The sequence below is a fragment of the Spirulina sp. LEGE 11439 genome, assembly GCF_059821285.1.
The window spans coordinates 64,014-80,894 of record NZ_JCAMRX010000013.1; the positions used below are offsets into that span (position 1 = coordinate 64,014).

Sequence of the window (16,881 nt, forward strand, 5' to 3'; positions counted from 1 at the left end):
GAAGGAGATAAACCTTCTGTTTGCAGTTATCATCGAGCATAAACAAGTAATCTCGATTTTATCAAAGAAGTTCGCTATAGAACGAACTTCTTTGCTTGCTACAGTTAAAAATAAATAACCAGAAACAAACTTGATAAAAATCTACACGCAACAGGAAAAAGGAGAAAGCTGGCTCGAGCAATATCGCGGAAAATTGCCTCATTTTGCTTGTGTTTTGGGCTTTACAGAAACGGGATTGATTGAAGGGATTTCTGCGGCTGGGGCCACTTCAGAAGACCGAAAATATACTGCGATCGCTGATGCTGAATTCCTTGTCAATGGCGTTAAATCTCATCCGCAATATTCTCTCCCTCCCCTTCATGTCGGTGCCTCTCCCGTCCTCATTTCTCGGGCAGTGGTAGAAACTTTAAAAATCCCCATTTGGTTGTTTGATGCGGGTTTACCTCAACCTCCAGCCGTGCCTGCGATCGCGTTAGGAGGACAACCTGCAAGTTGTGTTTCTACTGGAAAAGCACTCCCGTTGTCCATTGTGAAAAATTTGCTCGATCGCGGTTTATTTTGGGGTGAAAAACTATCTCAACAATTACAAGATAGTTATTTAATAATTGGGGAATGCGTTGTAGGAGGAACGACAACTGCATTAAGCATTCTCACAGGGTTAGGTGTTGCAGCACAAGGAAAAGTGAATAGTTCTCATCCGAGTTGTAATCACGGGCAAAAATGGGCGATCGTCCAACAGGGATTAAAGCAAATTTCCGATCGCGATCCCCTCAAATTGGTGGCTGCGGTGGGGGATCCCATGCAAATTGCTGTTGCAGGAATGGCGATCGCAGTCAGTCGCCAGAGTGGGGTTTTGTTGGCAGGAGGTACGCAAATGCTGGCAGTTTACGCCCTGTTAAATTCTCTTGCAGAAATGTATTCGTTGTCGTGGCAACCCGATCGCATTGTTGTCGGAACCACGCGATGGGTAGCGGAAGATACAACAGGGGACACAATTGGACTGGCAGAAGCGATCGCAGAAGTTCCCCTTTTAGCCACACAACTCAATTTCACTCACTCTCGCTTCGAGAATTTTCGCGCTTACGAGAGAGGTTATGTGAAAGAAGGAGTCGGAGCGGGAGGATGCGCGATCGCAGCACATTTGGCCGATAATTGGCACAACGATCGCTTAGTCGCAGAAATTGACGCGATCGCCGATCGATTACTGATAACTGATAACTGATAACTGTTCACTGATTCAAGCGATCGCCTGTTTTTGCATCAAACCAATGAATGCGATCGGGATTTACAGCTAATTTAATCCCTTCTTTGTCCCATTGGCGATCGGGGTCGATGAGAATGCGAAGAGTATCATTTGAACCGCTAATTTTGACACTTGCAAGTAATTCTCGACCAAAGTGTTCGACTAAAAATACATCACCTTTAACAGTAATTTTATCGTCTTCTGTAGCCAGTCTTAAATCTTCCGGACGGATGCCGATATCGATCGCCTCGGGTTGAGGAAACAAGGAAGGTAAAGGCAGAGAAAAAGCGCCTAAAATCGCGCGATCGCCTTGACAATTCAAGGAAAGTAAATTCATCTGAGGACTGCCCACAAAACCCGCTACAAATTTATTAGCAGGATGGGTATAAATGCGACTGGGAGGATCGAGTTGTTGCACTAACCCATCGAGAAGCACGGCAACTTTACTCGATAATGTCATTGCTTCGGTTTGGTCGTGAGTTACATAAACAACAGGTTTGTTTTGTGTTTCAAACAACTGCTTGAGTTCTTCTCTAACCTGTTCTCGTAATAGTGCATCTAGATTACTTAATGGTTCATCAAGCAGAAACACCTCTGGATTTCTCACTAGAGCGCGAGCCAGAGCAACCCGTTGGCGCTGTCCCCCGGAAAGTTGACCCGGTTTGCGATCGAGTAAATGGGAGAGTCCTAATGTCTCGGCAACAGTACCGACACGCTGTTTAATTTCCGCTTTCGGGGTTTTGCGAATTTTCAATGAAGCCGCAATATTTTCAGCAACTGTCATGTGAGGATAAAGGGCATAACTTTGAAAAACCATCGCCATATTGCGATCGCCTGGAGGAGTATTAGTTAAGTTATTTTCCCCGACAACAACTTGCCCTGCTGTAGGTTGTTCTAAACCTGCAATTAAGCGTAGTAGTGTCGATTTGCCGCATCCTGAAGGTCCCAATAATGTTAAAAATTCCCCATCATCTACTGTTAAACTAATATCTTTAACAGGAACAACATTGGGAGCAAATTGTTTGCGTAAACTTTGTAATTTTAGTGTAGCCATGATAATCTTATTGTCGAGAAAAATAGATAAAGTTTAAAGAAAGATGGTTGTCAAAGTAAACTATTGATTTAGCCTTTGACAGCACCAGCAGTAATCCCTTGAACGATACGCTGTTGGAAGACAAGCACCAAGATAATAAGCGGTAAAGTTCCTAAAATTGTTGCAGCTGCGATCGGACCGTAAGGAATTTCAAAAGCACTCGCACCTCCAATTTTAGAAACAGCAACGGGAATAGTTTGTAATGCGTCTCTTGTAATAAAAGTAAGCGCAAAAATAAACTCATTCCAAGCAAAAATAAAAGCCAAAATTCCTGTTGTCACTAATGCCGGTATTGTCATCGGCAAAACAATTTGTAGTAACATTTGGATCGTATTGTAACCATCAATTCGAGCAGAATCTTCTAAGTCTTTGGGGAGTTGTTGAAAGAAACTCCTCAGCACTAAAATAGTTAAGGGTAAATTAATCGCTGTATAGGGAATGATTAGAGCAATATAATTATTCCCTAAGCCAAAAAATTTCACCAGTTCTAATAATCCTAAAAAGAGAAGAACATAAGGAAAAAGACTGACAACAAGAACACAAGCTAGAATAATTTTCTCTCCCGGTATTTTCAATCGTGCTAAGGTATATGCTGCGGGTGCACCAACTGCCAAACAAATCAAAGTTGAGACAAAAGAAACAAAAGCACTATTGAACATATAACGCAGAAATTTTCCTCCCAAAATAATGTAATGATCGAGAGTCAGTTCTTGGGAATTAGGAAAATAAACAGTTGGTAATTGTGCGATCGCATCATTAGTTTTCAGCGAGGTCAAAATTTGCCAAAGCAGAGGTGCGAGACAAAATAAAATCATGAAAATCACTCCTGCCCAGAGTAATATCTTTTTCCAATTGAGAGATTTTTGCGTTGTAGAATCAGTTGCAGTCATGATTTATCGTTCTCCAGAGATGTTAATGCGGGACTTGGATAAGAAAAAAGCTGCGATCGCAACGGCTAAAACTAATAACAAGAATGTGACTGCTACCAAAGCCGCACCGTAACCGAAATCCAAATAACGGCGCACGGTTGCATAGATATAAATAGAAACCATTTCTGTCGATCCCGCCGGTCCTCCTCCTGTCATGACTTGTACTAAATCAAATATGCCAAAAGATTGAGCAAATCGGAACAGGAGAGCAATTAAAATTTGTGGGGCTAATAACGGTAGGGTAATTTGTCGAAAACTTTGCACTGGCGTTGCACCATCAATCGCATGAGCTTCATAGAGATCGCTAGAAATTGATTGCAAACCCGCTAATAAAATTAAAGCAATAAAGGGTGTTGTTTTCCAAACATCGGCAATAATTAAGGAAAACATTGCTCGGGTTGGCTCTCCCAGCCATGTTACGGCTTCGTTAATAATGCCTAAACGAAACAAAATATCGTTAACAACACCATATTGATCGTTAAAAATCCATGCCCACGCAAGTCCCATAATCGCTGTTGGCAATGCCCAAGGAATTAGGGCGGCAGTCCTTGCCAAACTCCTACCAAAAAAGGCTTGATTGAGGACGAGAGCGAAGGTCATACCGAGAACTAATTCAAGGGAAATACTAATCGCAGTAAAAACGCTTGTATTCCACAAACTTTGCCAAAATCGTCCGTCGCCCAACATTCTGCCATAATTATTCAAACCCGAGAAAACGGGTTCTAGTTGAGTTCCTAAATTTTGGGTAAATAAACTCAACCAAAAGGCGCGAGCAATGGGGTACAAAAAGACAAAAGCTAAAATCAGTAGAGCAGGAGTAATTAATAGCCAGCCTGTTTGTTTTTCTCGTTTCCGAATGCTGTCTGTTTCCATATTTTCAGTAATGGGTGATGGATAACTACAAATTGATAAGCTATCGTGCTAATAAACGGCGAGTTTCAGAAGCAGCCGCTTTCATCGCTTTTTCTGCACTCAAAGTATTCGTTAATGCTGCACTCAAATAGCGTTGTAAAATATCCGAGGCTTGGGCATACTGCGCGATCGGAGGACGGAGTGCGGAATTTTCAACGACTTCTAAAAGTTGAGGATAGTAACTGTATTTCGCAACGATCGCGGGATCGGTAAAAAGCGATCGCCGACTGGGTAAATATCCCGTTTGCAAGACAAATTCTTGTTGGGTCTCTTCACTGCTGATAAACTCAATTACTCGCCATGCTTCCTCGGGATGCTTTGTTGTTGCGGACATTCCCAGTCCCCAACCTCCTTGACAAGCTCCGCTCTGATATCCGGGTTGGTGTACCATCGGTTTGAGGGCAAATTTGCCCGCAATGTCTGATTGCGAAGCCAGTCCTGCAACATAAGGCCAGTTTCTCAGAAAAACGGTTTCTCCGCCTTGGAAAAGTCGGCGTGTTTCTTCTTCTGCATAAGTGGTGACACCGGGAGGCGAAATACCATCCTTAATGAGATTGTGAAGAAAATCTACCGCCGCGATCGCATTGTCTGAGTCGAGTCCGACTTCTAAAGTATCTGGATTCACCCAATATGCCCCAAATCCCTCAAGAATTTCCACAAACATGGCGGCAAGTCCTTCATATTGTTTTCCCTGCCAAACGTAACCCCATTTAGCAATTCCTTTCTCTTGCAAATCTTGAGAAATTGCAATTAATTCTGCAAAGGTTTCTGGGGGATTGTAGCCATTTTCTTCTAACAGATCGCTGCGATAATATAGCATCCCACCATCGGATCGAAATGGCATGCGATATAATTCATCTTGATACTTGCCGCCATTGACATCCCCTGTTAAAAAATCTTCTAAGTCATCTTCAGCAACAAATTCATCAATCGCTTGTAGCCAACCGGCAGCAGCAAATTTCGGCACCCAAACGATATCGAGATAAACTAAATCGTAGGGGGAATCCCCCAAGAGAAAAGCAGAAGTATAAAGGTCTTCTACAAGATTAGTCGCATTAGGCGCTTCGATAATTTCGAGGTCGATATCGGGATTTTCACTCTCAAATTGTTCCTCGATAGGTTGCCATTGTGCAGCTTCGAGTGCCTGCATCATCACGGTGATTTTGACGCGCTGCTGGGTCAAAACAGGCAAAATGAAGGCGAGGCAGAGCGTTAGGGTGGCGATCGCTAAAACTAAAATGCGAGTGAATCTCGATCTTCGCCTCCAAATATTTATGAGAACATTCATACAACACGATAAGTTTGGGCTTGGGTTACTCTTACCGCAATCTCTCAAGGTTAAAGACGATTCACTCTCAAAATGTTAAAAAACTTAATGCTTCAATTGCACTTATTGCATATCAATCAGAAATCGGAACGTTTCACAGGATCACAAAGATTAAAAAAATAACCAAAGGAAAAAAACAAGAAAAAAGATCGCGATCGCTAAAATTACCAGCACCCGTATTGTTTTTTCTTTGGTAGTTAGAGGAATCAACTGTTTGGACATCATTGCCACAGAAATCGAGCTATTATTCAACTGCAAATGATAAGAAAAGTTCTTTTTATAACCGTTAGCTTGATAAAATTGAATAGCAGTAAGAGAAGAAGTGACGTATAATTCTCTATATCTCTTTTCGATAGCTGCTTCTTCGATAGCTTGCAGTAATTTTGTGCCGATTTTTTGACGGACGCAATCGGGATGAACGTAAATACCATGAATCTGTTGTGAATTAGCCGACAGGCAGGAAAAGCCAATAATATCATCTAATTCTGCAACAAAAATAATTTCTTGATGTCCTCTTGCTTTAGCCTGCGTTTGAATGATTGCTTCAATTTCTTGTTCTGTATAATCTTCTCGAGAAAGAATTCTTAAAGCTTCAGATTGTATATCGAGAATTGTTTCTATTTCTTCTGATTTTGCCAATCGGATTGTAATATCCATTATGTCAATTAAATGAGTTTAAATCCCAAAAAATTGGTCAACTATAGAACTTAAATTTGAGATAGCTCTGTTATGCTCGTGCGATCGCAGAATTTTTTCTTAACAATTTAGGCTAAATTATCAATAGTAAAATCCTTGAAACTGCAATGAGAATTCTCAGATTCTATAACATAATGTCCTCTAACCCAAATAGTTTTATTCTATTGTAAAAGCGATCGTGCCCACTTATGAAAATCAAAGTTATTAATCCCAATACCACCGCCAGCATGACCGAGAAAATCGGTGCAGTTGCTCGAGCCGTGGCTTCTCCCGGTACGGAAATTATTGCTTGCAACCCTCAAGACGGCCCTGTTTCCATTGAAGACCATTATGATGAAGCCATGAGTATCCCCGGCATTCTTGCAGAAGTGAGATCGGGAGAACTTGCAGGAGTCGATGGTTATGTCATCGCCTGTTTTGGCGATCCCGGACTCCTTGCGGTCAGAGAATTGGCCACCGGTCCCGCGATCGGGATTGCTGAAGCTGCCATGCACGCAGCCAGCATGATTTCCACCCGTTTTTCAATTGTTACGACCCTCAGCCGCACGAAAATTATTGCGGCACATTTGCTGGAAAATTACGGTATGACAAAATTTTGCAGCCGCATTCGAGGGACGAATCTCGCAGTTTTGGACTTGGAAGGAAATAAAAAAGCTGGAGATATGATTCTGGCTGAATGTTGTCGTGCTTTAGAAGAAGATGAATGTGGTGCGATCGTATTGGGCTGTGCGGGAATGGCAGATTTGGCTGACTCTATTTCCCAGAAACTCGGGATTCCTGTCATTGATGGGGTTGGGACTGCTGTGAAATTTGTTGAAGCTCTCGTCAGTACAGGTTTGAAAACCAGTAAAGTCGGAGATTTAGCTTTTCCTCTGGCCAAAACTGCAAAATAATCTATAAAAATATCTACAAAAGTAGGGAGCGACCTCAAATCAAGGTCGCTCCCAGTCACTCACGCATCATTTCAACTTAAAAAGAGGTTGGGAGTCTTGCCGTGTTTCGACCCCAGATTCTTTTCTCGTTGTTGCTTTTCCTCACACACAATTAGATTATGACGATTTCTTGATTGCGGTCTAGATCGGTACGTGACACTTTGCAAAGTGCCTCTTCGGGGTTGACAATTAACCCTTTATTGGTCTCAGTATTTCCCGCAATTTGTATCGGAATGTAAAGGTTAGTATAACAGAAGTTTTAAAATTGAGAAAACCCAACTTTTTCAAAAAGTTGGGTTTCTTGCTTTTACAATTGCAGTTTAGAGATAGTACGCGCCTTAAGCGTCAGCTTTACGCTTGCGAATGGAAGTTCCAGCGAGTCCGCTAACAGCTAATAATCCTAAGATAGTTGCGGGTTCGGGGACTTCAGCCACTGCGGTGAAAGCCGCACCAGAGAAGGTCACATCATCAAAGACTTCTCCACCAGCAAGACGAGCTTCAAAATCTTCAATTGTGATACCAATTTCAGCGATTTGGAAAGTTAAGATAGCTTGACCTTTAGACATTTCGCCAAGGTGGTCAAATAATCCATCCAACTCCACGGAGAGACTGAGTACGCCGAAGTCTTCTTGTGCAACCAGTAAGCCAGAGTTTTTGGTGACGCTAAAAGTAGATTCGCCATCTTGCTCGTTGGCGAAGAATGGTGCAGGAGCCCCAGTACTCAAATCTAAGAATGGGTTGATAGGAGAAAGGTCAACAGGAATGAGGTCTGCAATAAAAGCGCTATTAAAGGTAGCAAAATCTCCGGTTTGAGCGGTGAGTTGTACTTCAGTCGGAGCATCATCCGCTAAACCAAACAGAGGATTGGGGACAAAATCAATTCCCTCGTTTGACAATTCAATCAAGCTGCTAAAGCCGTTGATTTGAAAAGTTCCAGATAGACCGCCAGCTTCAGCAGAGCCAGTATTGAAAGCGAGACCAGCAGCAATACTTGTGGCAACTATGGGGAGAGCGATCGCAGCTTTTGTGATTTTAGAGAAGAGAGTGGATTGAACGGTCATGGTTAATACCTCGATATTGCTAGAAGATTTAGTTTATTTTTTTCAAGAAGGGGGGGTTGCGCGATTTAGGTTATGCAGTTGAGTAGAAGTCGCGAATAACGCTTGAGGTTATTGCTTTTTGCAAAATCCCGCTTCTCCCGACTCAAATATTTATATATTTTTTTGTCTGGCGGAGACGCTCTTGAAACACCCTGTAAGAAGTTTTCCCTGCGCTTATTTATCAAGATACGGGGAATTTTTGGGAAAAGCAACCGCAAAATAGCTTCTTGACTAACTCTTTATATTTCTCTGGACTTTTTTAAGGAAATTATGAACTTGACAAAATAATTATGCTTTCTACTGCCCAAATATTGCGATTTATACGGTGTCGATCGCAATATTGTTGTGATTTACATCCCTAAAAACACGGAATGCGCGATCGCGCAATTCCTCCGCAAATTTGCGGAACAAGTTGTTCAAAGTCTTTCAGATTCGGTAGATTTAGGGGATTTTGCATCTAATAAAGGGGCGGCATTCAATAAGGTTTTCGTGTAGGGATGTTGAGGATCGCTAAAGATTTGTTCGGTTTCGCCCATTTCCACGATTTTCCCTGCATTCATCACGGCAATGCGATCGCATAAAAATCTCGCCACCCAAAGATCGTGAGTAATAAAAAGATAGGTCAGATTAAATTCATCTTTTAACTCTTGCATCAAGTCGAGAACTTGGCTTTGCACGCTGGCATCCAACATACTCACGGGTTCGTCGCAGATTAAGAGTTGGGGCTGGACGATGAGGGCGCGGGCGATCGCGACGCGCTGTTGTTGTCCTCCCGATAGTTCCCGAGGGTAGCGGTGATAATATTCAGTTACGGGAGTCAATCCGACTCTCTCTAACATAGCTTCCACTTTTTGGCGTGCTTCTGTTGGGGTGGCGAGTTGATGAATGAAGAGCGGATCTGCGATCGCTTCTCCGACTTTCATCAAAGGATTCAAACAAGCGAGGGGATCTTGAAAAATCATTTGCATTTGACGGCGCAGGAGGCGAAGTTCGAGAGGGGTCAAATGAGTAATATCTCGTTCCTGCCATTGAATCTTGCCAGAAGTCGGGGCGACCAATTGCAAAATTGTGCGGGAGAGAGTACTTTTACCACAACCAGATTCTCCGACTAGGCCGAGAATTTCTCCACGATAGAGTGTAAAGTTCACTTCATCGACGGCTTTAATCGTTTGTTGCGCTTGGGGAGAGAAAAGCTGTTGGAGAAAACTATTTTCGAGGACGTAGTGCTGTTTTAAATCGCGAACTTCGAGGAGAGGGGTTCTTTCAATCGGAGTATCTGCTTTATTGGATTCAGTTGTGTTGCCATTTTCCTCTGTCACTTGAATATGTAACGCTGCCGCGAGGAGCGATCGCGTGTAATCGTGTTGGGGATGGGACAAAATTTCTCGCGTTTCCCCAGTTTCTACCATTTTGCCGCGATACATCACCGCTACGCGATCGCAGTATTCCCCAACCATCGCTAAATCGTGAGAAATCAATAACAGCGCTAAATCTCGTTCCCGACACAACCGGGTCAATTCCTGTAAGATTTCCGCAGCCACCGTGACATCTAAACTGGTGGTCGGTTCGTCAGCAACAATGAGTTTGGGATCGAGGAGGAGGGCAAGGGCGATCGCCACGCGCTGGCGCATTCCGCCGCTAAATTCGTGAGGATATTGCGACCAGCGATCGCTCGGGATTCTGACCGCATCAAGGGTAGCGATCGCTTTCTCTTTGGCTTCTTTTTTAGACAATTGAAATTGATGAGACAGTAGTGTTTCCACACAGTGATCCCCAATGGTCATCAAAGGATCGAGACGCGTCATGGGATCTTGAAACACTAAAGCGACGGCTTCTCCGCGAAATTGACGCAATTGTAAAGAATTGAGATCGAAAACCGATTTCCCCTCAAAACTCACTTGCCCTTCAATGCGAGTCGCAGCCGGTAACAATCGCATCGCAGCGCGTCCCAAAGTTGATTTTCCGCACCCAGATTCCCCCACAAACCCCAATCTTTCCCCGGCATTGAGGGTAAACGAAACATCATCTACCGCCCAATCCACTCTTTCCCGAGGCTGGCGAGTGGGATAAGCAACCCGTAAATTTTCAACGCACAAAAGGTCGGCCATTGCAAATATCTAAAACTGGTGACTGGTGACTGGTGACTGGTGACTGATAACTGGTGACTGGTGACTGGTGACTGATAACTGGTGACTGGTGACTGGTGACTGGTGACTGATTAATAATCTCGACCGAATTTCTCTTCTTTAAATTTCTTAAACTCTTGGATATCCATATTATTGGCGGCTTTTCGCATCAAATAAGCTAGACCGTAATCGCCGTTTTCGTGTTCGATTAGGCGATCGCCAAGGGAAAAAATTTCTGATGCTAACTCCTCACCCAATTTATCGATCAGAGTTTGGCGTTCGCTAGCAATGGATTCTTGTTCTCGCATTTGCATTTGCCATTGGCGATCGAAAAATTGTTCGAGAGAACTGCTCAATCCTAAAGCACTTAATAATTCCCATTCTCCCTCATCGCACCAAAAGCCCTCGCATTCTTGGCAGCGTTCGATAAAAAAGGGATATTTGTACTTCACTTTGGCACGGGAAAGATAGCGGCTGCATTCCGGACACAACCCGGCTCTACCATCAACGGGGGATGTTGTAAAGGAAATATCTGTTTTTTTCTGCAATAAATCTGGAGTGGCCGATTTTTGCGGCTCTTTATGTTGCCAGTCTCGATAATGTTGCTGGGAAATCCACATTCCTTTACACTCCGAACACCGCTTAACAGGAATTTTTCCGGACAATTGGCTATCGAGTAGAACAGCATTTCTACATTTCGGACATTCCACAGATCTGCTTTCCTCCGATCGTGTCGATAAAATTATTTGACTCTAGAGAATTCTACCAAGATGCTTCCCCATTCCTCAATTTCTCACTCTTGTCTGCATTTTTCCGTCAAGATTTGTTGGCAGTATCCAATTAAACGCTCTATTTTTGTCAAGCAGGCCTCTTGACGTTGTTGTCTTGTTCCTGCTTGGCGAGATGCTTGTAAAAAAATAATATCAGTTTGCAACAAACGGATCGTTCTATGCGTCTCGGTATGAAGAGATTGCCAGAGAGAGCTATTCCCTAAAATATTGTCTGGACTTTCGCGATCGCCGTCATCTTCTGTTAGAGTCAGAATCTTTTCTCGATACATTTGTTCTAAGAAAACAAACTTTTCTGCGATCGCCTTGCTATCTTCGGGAGAAGATTCTAGAAATGCTTTGAATGCTTCTAAGTGTCTCAGAAAAATTCCGTAATGAGATTGAGTTTCCATACGTCATTGAGATAATATAAACTTCTCTCGAATAAAAATTGCTTTTTCAGGGTATTCTTTACGATTAACGGATTCGCGATCGCTTTTTCAGCCTATACTTTACCGATAACATTTTTCAATTTTTATTTTCTTTTTAGATTCGTGCTAGCAAAATTGGCGCGATCAACGATCGGTATATTTTCATTCCTTTACCTTTTTCTCATCCTCCTTCTCATCTTCAAATCCTATGAATTTACCTACTGTTACTCATCCTTCTCCCGCTAATTCTACCGCGTTAGGGAACGATATTTCTCCCTCTAGCACCCTCAAGCCGAGAGAAATTCCCATCCCTGATTGGTTACAGGAATGCCTGATTGCCTACGATCGCCCCCAAGATGCCGATCGCGATCGGGATATTTCCTTGATTTGTCGCGCTTTTAATTTTGCCTACACCTTGCATGAAGGTCAATATCGCAAATCGGGAGAACCCTATATTGCCCACCCCGTCGCCGTTGCTGGATTACTCTTCGATCTTGGAGGGGATAGCGTCACGATCGCGGCGGGATTTTTACACGATGTCGTGGAAGATACCGACGTGACCCCCGAGGAAATCGAAGAACGCTTCGGATCGCAAGTACGACAATTAGTAGAAGGAGTCACTAAATTATCCAGTTTTAATTTTTCCAGTAAAACCGAACGACAGGCAGAAAATTTCCGGAGAATGTTCTTGGCCATGGCGGAAGATATTCGCGTCATTGTCGTAAAATTGGCCGATCGCCTGCACAATATGCGAACCCTAGAATATCTCAAACCCGAAAAACAGAAGAGAATTGCTCAAGAAACCCGAGATATTTTTGCCCCTCTTGCCAATCGCTTAGGGATCGGTCGCTTTAAATGGGAATTGGAAGATTTATGCTTTAAATATCTCGAACCAACAGAATACCGAGATATTCAAAAATTGGTAGCCGAACGGCGCAGCGATCGCGAAAACCGCATCGAACAAACCATCGAACTCGTGCGAAACAGAATCCACAAATTAGGAATTTCTGTTTTTGAAGTCACGGGAAGACCCAAACATCTCTACGGAATTTATCGTAAGATGGAGAAGCAGCAAAAAGCCTTTGAAGAGATTTATGATATTGCAGCCATTCGCATTATTGCCGATAGCAAAGATGGATGTTATCGTTCTTTAGCCGTCGTTCACGATCTCTTTAAACCCATTCCGGGACGATTTAAAGACTATATTGGCTTACCCAAGCCCAATCGCTATCAATCTTTACATACTACCGTTTTTGGTTCGACAGGTCGCCCTTTAGAAATCCAAATTCGTACCCTAGAAATGCACCATATTGCCGAATACGGGATAGCCGCCCATTGGAAATATAAAGAAAGCGGCAATTCGGAACAACTGTCTACTGATGATGAAAAATTTACATGGTTGCGGCAATTATTGGAATGGCAAAAAGATCTCAAAGATGCACAAGAATATGTCGATAATCTCAAATCGAATTTATTTGAAGATGATGTTTATGTCTTTACGCCACAAGGGGATGTAATGTCTTTAGCGAGAGGGGCTACTTCTGTTGACTTTGCTTATCGCATTCATACTGAAGTGGGCAATCACATGAAAGGGGCAAGAATTAACGGGCGTTGGTCGGTTTTAAATACCCCTTTACAGAATGGCGATATTGTCGAAATTATTACCAGTAAAAACAGTCATCCAACGCTAGATTGGTTGAACTTTGCCGTGACTCCCAGCGCCCGCAATCGCATTCGCCAATGGTATAAGCGATCGCGCCGAGATGAAAATATCGCTCGAGGTCGAGAATTATTAGAAAAAGAGTTAGGGAAAAATGGTTTTGAGGCATTATTAAAATCTGCACCCATGCAAATCGTAGCAGAACGATGCAATTATCAAACCGTAGAAGACCTCCTTGCCGCTTTGGGATATGGCGAAACTACCCTCAATCTCATTGTCAATCGTCTGCGTGATGCGGTTAAAGCGACCCAACCGATTGAAGTCGATGTGCCTTCTGATGTTGAAGAAGCGATTGATGGAAATGCAATTCGCAGTGTCCCGCGAGAGAAATCTTGCAAGACTTCTCCTATTGCTGGAGTGGAAGGATTAATGCACCATACCGCAGGTTGTTGCAATCCCGTTCCGGGAGAATCCATTATTGGCGTTGTCACTCGTCTCAAAGGCATTTCCATTCATCGTCAAGGCTGTACTAATGTGGACAAAATGAGCGGAGATCGCCTCATTCCTGTCAGTTGGAATCCTGTTTCTGAAAATGGATGCGTCCAAACTTATCGCGTTAATATTCAAGTAGAAGCGATCGATCGTGTCGGGGTCATGCGAGATATTCTCGGACGACTAAGCGATGACGAGATTAATGTCTGTCAAGCTGAGGTCAATACTAACCCCGGAAAGCCAGCTTTAATTACTTTGGGGATCGAGATTCGCGATCGCGGACAACTCGATCGCAGCTTAAACAGAATTCGCCAGATGAGCGATGTTTTAAATGTACGTCGCATTGGGGAACAGTGAACAGTTATCAGTGAACAGTGAACGGTGAACAGTTATCAGTGAACAGTGAACAGTCATCAGTTATGAACCAACAACCAACTAACTAACAACCAATAACCAATGTGGAAAAGATTTGTTGTCTTGATTTGTTTGAGTTTTCTGGCGATCGCTTTGCGTCCCGCGATCGTTTCGTCTCAAACCCTCTCTAATTTTCCTACTGATATTCAGGGATACTGGGCGCAACAATGCGTGCGGCAAATGGCACGACAAGAAATAATGGAGACATTTCCCGATAATACTTTTCGACCTAATTTACCCGTCACTCGTGGACAATTTGCCGCTACTTTGGTCAAGGCATTTCCCGATATTCCCGAGGTGAGAAGATATTTAGAAGGAGAATTTAACGATATTCCGGCAGGATATTGGGCAACAAGTTCCATTCAACAATCTTTTGAAACCAATTTTCTTTCTGGATATCCCGATCGCATTTTTGCCCCCCTACAATATATTCCTCGGTCTCAAGTTGTTGTCGCGATCGCTTCGGGTTTAAATCTTTACCAACCGACTCTACCTGCCGATTTTATCTTAGCTGGATACTTTAACGATCTTGAAGCGATTCCGGGGTATGCCAAAGACATCGTTGCTGCGGCTGTAGAAAATGAGTTAGTGGTCAACTTCCCCCAAATTCGAGAATTTAGACCCAATTCCCTAGCCACGCGAGGAGAAATTGCCGCTTTTTTATGTCAAACGATGGATGCTTCGGGTTTAGTTCCTCCACAATATGTCATTGAGGAAAGCAAGTTTATTCCCCCTCCTGAAGAGTTCCTAGAAGAAGACAGCAATAGGAAAAGTTTGCCTTCTCAGCAACAGAGTGATGACAGAAAAAAAAACACCGATAAACCAACAACCTTGAGTCGCGATCGCTCTTTTCTGCCTATTTCATTTCTGAAACATCCTAATCACACTTCTGAAACTGAGTTACGAGGAGTTTGGTTAACCAATATCGATAGCGATGTGTTGTTTTCTCGTCAAAATTTAGATACGGCAATTTCTCGCTTGCACGAATTAAATTTTAATACCCTTTATCCTACAGTTTGGAATGGAGGTTATACTTTATATCCCAGTCAAGTCATGCAACAAGAAATTGGCCGCGATCGCGATCCCGAAACCGGTTTGCAAGGCAGAGATATGCTAGAAGAAGCGATCGCGATCGCTCATGCTAAACATATGAAAGTTATCCCTTGGTTTGAATTTGGGTTCATGTTACCCGCAGATTCAGAAATTGCCAAACAGCATCCCGACTGGTTAACTCAACGCATCAACAGCGATAATATTTGGTTAGAAGGGGGAGTCCGTGAAAGAGTTTGGTTAAATCCGTTGCACCCAGAAGTACAAAAATTTATTACGAATTTAATTGTAGAAATTGTTAGTAATTATGATATTGACGGCATCCAACTCGACGATCATTTTGGCTATCCTTCTGATTTTGGTTACGATGACTATACAGTAAGTTTATATCGACAAGAACATCAGGGCTATTTTCCCGCCAATGACCACAAAGATGTAGAATGGATTCGCTGGCGTGCTGATAAAATCACAGACTATATGAAAAGTCTCTTTTTTGCCATTAAAGCTGCCAAAAATAATGTTATTGTTTCCTTATCCCCCAATCCTCAAGAATTTTCTTTAGAATCTTATTTACTCGATTGGCAAACGTGGGAAAGAATGGGTTTAATTGAAGAGCTAATCGTCCAACTTTATCGCGATGATGTCAATCGCTTTCGTCAAGATTTATCCCATCCTTCTATTCAACAAGCAAAAACTCATATTCCTGTCGGTATTGGTATTTTAACAGGGTTGAGGCAGCGTTTTGTTCCTTTCGATCGCATTCAAAAACAAGTCAATGCGGTGCGAAAAAACGATCTTGCGGGAGTCTCTTTCTTCTTTTATGAGAGTTTGTGGAATTATACCGATGAACCGCGATCGCGCAGACAAACAAATTTTCAAAGGTTATTCGATCGCAAAGCAAACTCTCCAACTCTAGATAATTTCAAAATTTTATCTTGAGATGAAAGTATACATTTTCAACTAATTTTGTTCTAAGTTTTGTTCTGAAACTGCTTCGGGAAAGGCTTCTTCATAAAGAGAAGCCATTGTTCCTGTAAAATCAATACTTTGCAATTGAAAATTACTGTTTTCGCCACCAATATAAGACTGCAATATCCAGAGTCCGTCATTACCTCGACGAAAACATTCAACTCGCTGACGACTGGTGTTAATTAAAACATATTCTTGCAAACTTTCTAAGGTTTGATAATCGGCAAATTTATTACCTCGGTCAAATGCTTCGGTAGATGGGGATAAAACTTCAATAATTAAACAAGGGAATTTTTTGTGATTGGGAGTTTCGCGATCGCGTAAATCGCAAGTAACCATCACATCAGGATAATAAAAACAATTTCTTGATTCGATCCTCGCTTTCATATCAGAAATATAAACGCGACATCCTCGACCGCGAAGATGGCTGAGAAGTTGACTCGCAAGATTGAGCGCGATGGTAACATGAGGATCGGATGCTCCTGCCATAGCGAAAACTTCTCCATCAATATATTCATGTTTGATTGCACTATCTTCCTCCAATTTTAAATATTCGTCTGGAGTCAGATAAGGAGTAGGTTGAGGTAAAGCAATCATAAGTTCGCAAAGTTGAATCGGCGGTTATGAAATAGAAGCAATTTAATTTTAATTATAGCACGATCGCCTTGACAATATGACGAAAATTTGTTAAGAGAACGGGTGAGGTTTTCTGATTTTGGGGCGATCGCGGCAGAGAAGAA

14 protein-coding genes and 1 pseudogene are annotated in these 16,881 nt (G+C 42.6%); 4 read left to right on the forward strand and 11 right to left on the reverse strand.

Annotated elements, in window-relative coordinates; genetic code table 11:
* Positions 1-130 precede the first annotated feature (130 nt).
* Positions 131-1,222, forward strand: a complete 1,092-nt coding sequence (gene cobT, locus AC6RV6_RS11500; protein ID WP_500240979.1) for a nicotinate mononucleotide-dependent phosphoribosyltransferase CobT — start codon at positions 131-133, stop codon at positions 1,220-1,222.
* A 7-nt stretch (positions 1,223-1,229) separates the two neighbouring features.
* On the opposite strand, the gene AC6RV6_RS11505 is transcribed toward cobT, so the two are convergent.
* From AC6RV6_RS11505 to AC6RV6_RS11530, 6 genes and pseudogenes are all read right to left on the reverse strand, one after another.
* Entirely contained in the window at positions 1,230-1,703 is a 474-nt protein-coding gene (locus tag AC6RV6_RS11505; RefSeq protein ID WP_500241033.1) for a TOBE domain-containing protein, read from the reverse strand.
* Positions 1,704-1,823: 120 nt separating this feature from the next.
* Positions 1,824-2,297: pseudogene (locus AC6RV6_RS11510) on the reverse strand (ABC transporter ATP-binding protein); the annotation flags it as partial.
* A 68-nt stretch (positions 2,298-2,365) separates the two neighbouring features.
* A complete protein-coding gene (locus AC6RV6_RS11515; RefSeq protein WP_500240980.1) occupies positions 2,366-3,226 on the reverse strand; it encodes a carbohydrate ABC transporter permease in 861 nt (286 codons plus the stop codon).
* Between the two features lie 3 nt (positions 3,227-3,229).
* Positions 3,230-4,138, reverse strand: a complete 909-nt coding sequence (locus AC6RV6_RS11520) for a carbohydrate ABC transporter permease (RefSeq protein ID WP_500240981.1) — start codon at positions 4,136-4,138, stop codon at positions 3,230-3,232.
* Positions 4,139-4,178: 40 nt separating this feature from the next.
* A complete protein-coding gene (locus AC6RV6_RS11525) occupies positions 4,179-5,465 on the reverse strand; it encodes an ABC transporter substrate-binding protein (protein WP_500240982.1) in 1,287 nt (428 codons plus the stop codon).
* Positions 5,466-5,615: 150 nt separating this feature from the next.
* The gene (locus tag AC6RV6_RS11530; RefSeq protein ID WP_500240983.1) at positions 5,616-6,161 is read right to left on the reverse strand and encodes a GNAT family N-acetyltransferase; all 546 of its coding nucleotides are present in this window, start codon (positions 6,159-6,161) and stop codon (positions 5,616-5,618) included.
* A 227-nt stretch (positions 6,162-6,388) separates the two neighbouring features.
* Here AC6RV6_RS11530 and AC6RV6_RS11535 point away from each other — a divergent pair, with 227 nt between their 5' ends.
* Positions 6,389-7,093: an aspartate/glutamate racemase family protein gene (locus AC6RV6_RS11535; RefSeq protein ID WP_500240984.1), complete on the forward strand. Its 705-nt coding sequence runs from the start codon at positions 6,389-6,391 to the stop codon at positions 7,091-7,093.
* Between the two features lie 377 nt (positions 7,094-7,470).
* Here AC6RV6_RS11535 and AC6RV6_RS11540 read toward each other — a convergent pair whose 3' ends face one another.
* The 4 genes from AC6RV6_RS11540 to patD all read right to left on the reverse strand — a co-directional run bounded on the left by AC6RV6_RS11540 (position 7,471) and on the right by patD (position 11,538).
* Positions 7,471-8,193 carry a PEP-CTERM sorting domain-containing protein gene (locus AC6RV6_RS11540; RefSeq protein ID WP_500240985.1) on the reverse strand — a complete coding sequence of 241 codons (723 nt, stop codon included), beginning with the start codon at positions 8,191-8,193 and terminating at the stop codon, positions 7,471-7,473.
* Between the two features lie 455 nt (positions 8,194-8,648).
* On the reverse strand, positions 8,649-10,340 hold the full coding sequence (locus tag AC6RV6_RS11545; RefSeq protein WP_500240986.1) for a dipeptide ABC transporter ATP-binding protein: 1,692 nt from the start codon (positions 10,338-10,340) through the stop codon (positions 8,649-8,651).
* A gap of 110 nt (positions 10,341-10,450) precedes the next feature.
* The gene (locus AC6RV6_RS11550; protein WP_500240987.1) at positions 10,451-11,068 is read right to left on the reverse strand and encodes a TFIIB-type zinc ribbon-containing protein; all 618 of its coding nucleotides are present in this window, start codon (positions 11,066-11,068) and stop codon (positions 10,451-10,453) included.
* 83 nt (positions 11,069-11,151) lie between these two features.
* Positions 11,152-11,538 carry a heterocyst frequency control protein PatD gene (patD, locus tag AC6RV6_RS11555; protein ID WP_500240988.1) on the reverse strand — a complete coding sequence of 129 codons (387 nt, stop codon included), beginning with the start codon at positions 11,536-11,538 and terminating at the stop codon, positions 11,152-11,154.
* A 226-nt stretch (positions 11,539-11,764) separates the two neighbouring features.
* Between patD and AC6RV6_RS11560 the strand changes: the two genes are divergently transcribed.
* A complete protein-coding gene (locus AC6RV6_RS11560; RefSeq protein ID WP_500240989.1) occupies positions 11,765-14,065 on the forward strand; it encodes a RelA/SpoT family protein in 2,301 nt (766 codons plus the stop codon).
* Positions 14,066-14,164: 99 nt separating this feature from the next.
* Positions 14,165-16,111, forward strand: a complete 1,947-nt coding sequence (locus tag AC6RV6_RS11565) for a glycoside hydrolase family 10-like protein (RefSeq protein WP_500240990.1) — start codon at positions 14,165-14,167, stop codon at positions 16,109-16,111.
* A gap of 21 nt (positions 16,112-16,132) precedes the next feature.
* Here the strand turns inward: AC6RV6_RS11565 and AC6RV6_RS11570 are convergent, their stop codons facing one another.
* On the reverse strand, positions 16,133-16,738 hold the full coding sequence (locus AC6RV6_RS11570) for a Uma2 family endonuclease (protein WP_500240991.1): 606 nt from the start codon (positions 16,736-16,738) through the stop codon (positions 16,133-16,135).
* Positions 16,739-16,881: the final 143 nt, after the last annotated feature.